Here is a 1,281-nt window from a genome sequence, read left to right on the forward strand (position 1 = left end):
TGTGACAGCGTGCCACACTTTACAACGATAGCGGCGTTTGTATCCGGGCGCCAGATTGAAATAGAACACCTGTTTGAACAAGTGCTACTGGTTTGTCATCAGCAAGGCTTATTAGGCAATGAACTGTTTGCAATTGACGGTTGTAAAATGTCGTCAAATGCGGCCAAAGAATGGTCAGGCACCTTCAAAGAACTTGAGCAGAAACGCGACAAAATAAAGCGCCAAATCCGCCACTATTTAAACAAACATCAAACAGAGGATAAGGAAGCGCAAACAACAGAAGATGCTCAGCAAAAACGTCATGAGAAAATGATAGCTACACTCAATAAAGCACACGATAAAATAGATAAGTTTTTAAAAACAAACGAACCAAGACAAGGCCGCAGAAATAAAGAAGTAAAAAGCAATATTACAGACAATGAATCAGCCAAGGTCAATTTATTGCTCCTGCAAAATTGACATTTACGCCATCCATGGCGCTCATGACCACAAGCAAAGGCACGATTCAAGGTTATAACGGACTTGCGACAGTCGATAAAAAACATCAAATCATCATAGATGCGCAAGCGTTTGGCGAAGGCCAAGAGCATCACAGTTTACAACCTATTTTAACCAGCATTCAGTCAAGGTTTAACCGACTCAATATCAGCGAAAATATCTATCAAACAGGCACCATTGTCACAGCAGATACCGGCTTTGCCAACGAAATGAATATCAAGTATCTGCACGAAAACCAAATCAATGGCTACATCCCAGACAATCAGTTTAGAAGCCGAGACCCAAAGTTTAGTGAACAAAAAACAAAATACGGTAAACGCCATCAAGAAAACAAAACCAACAAACGCAAACAGACCATACCCGCCAGCGAATTTGACTTTGACCCTATCGAGTTGACCTGTGTTTGCCCTGCGGGTGAAAACTTAAGTTTTAGAAAAATACTAGAGCGGGAAACCGGTGTTACCACAGCGTACTTTGAAGGGCGGCTACTGCAATGTAGAAACTGCCCACTCAAAAAAAATGCATGCACAACCCAGCCTCAGCAGACCACAGAAAAGGCAATGGCAGACAAGTTTCATTTAGCTTTAAAAACAACAAAAAGCCAAATTATACCGACTGGATGAAATACAGAGTTGACAGTGAAAAAGGCAAACATATTTATAGCCACAGAATGTCGACGGTTGAACCTGTGTTTGCCAATATAGGCACTCAAAAACGGCTCCATAAATTTAGCTTACGTGGCAAAAATAAAGTAAATAGCCAATGGCAGTTATATTGTTTGGT

Annotated in this window: 3 protein-coding genes; all 3 read left to right on the top strand. The window is 41.1% G+C overall.

From position 1 onward, the window contains the following. On the top strand, positions 1 to 459 hold a 459-nt coding region (locus tag N7931_RS19210; RefSeq protein WP_410369365.1), incomplete at its 5' end, for a transposase. Positions 460 to 482: 23 nt separating this feature from the next. Beyond that, positions 483 to 1,121: a transposase gene (locus N7931_RS19215; RefSeq protein ID WP_262795953.1), complete on the top strand. Its 639-nt coding sequence runs from the start codon at positions 483 to 485 to the stop codon at positions 1,119 to 1,121. After that, a partial coding sequence (locus tag N7931_RS19220; RefSeq protein ID WP_262795954.1) for a transposase occupies positions 1,022 to 1,281 on the top strand: 260 nt, incomplete at its 3' end. The genes N7931_RS19215 and N7931_RS19220, both read left to right, overlap by 100 nt.

It is taken from the genome of Catenovulum sp. 2E275 (assembly GCF_025515275.1).
Classification (GTDB): Bacteria; Pseudomonadota; Gammaproteobacteria; order Enterobacterales; family Alteromonadaceae; genus Catenovulum.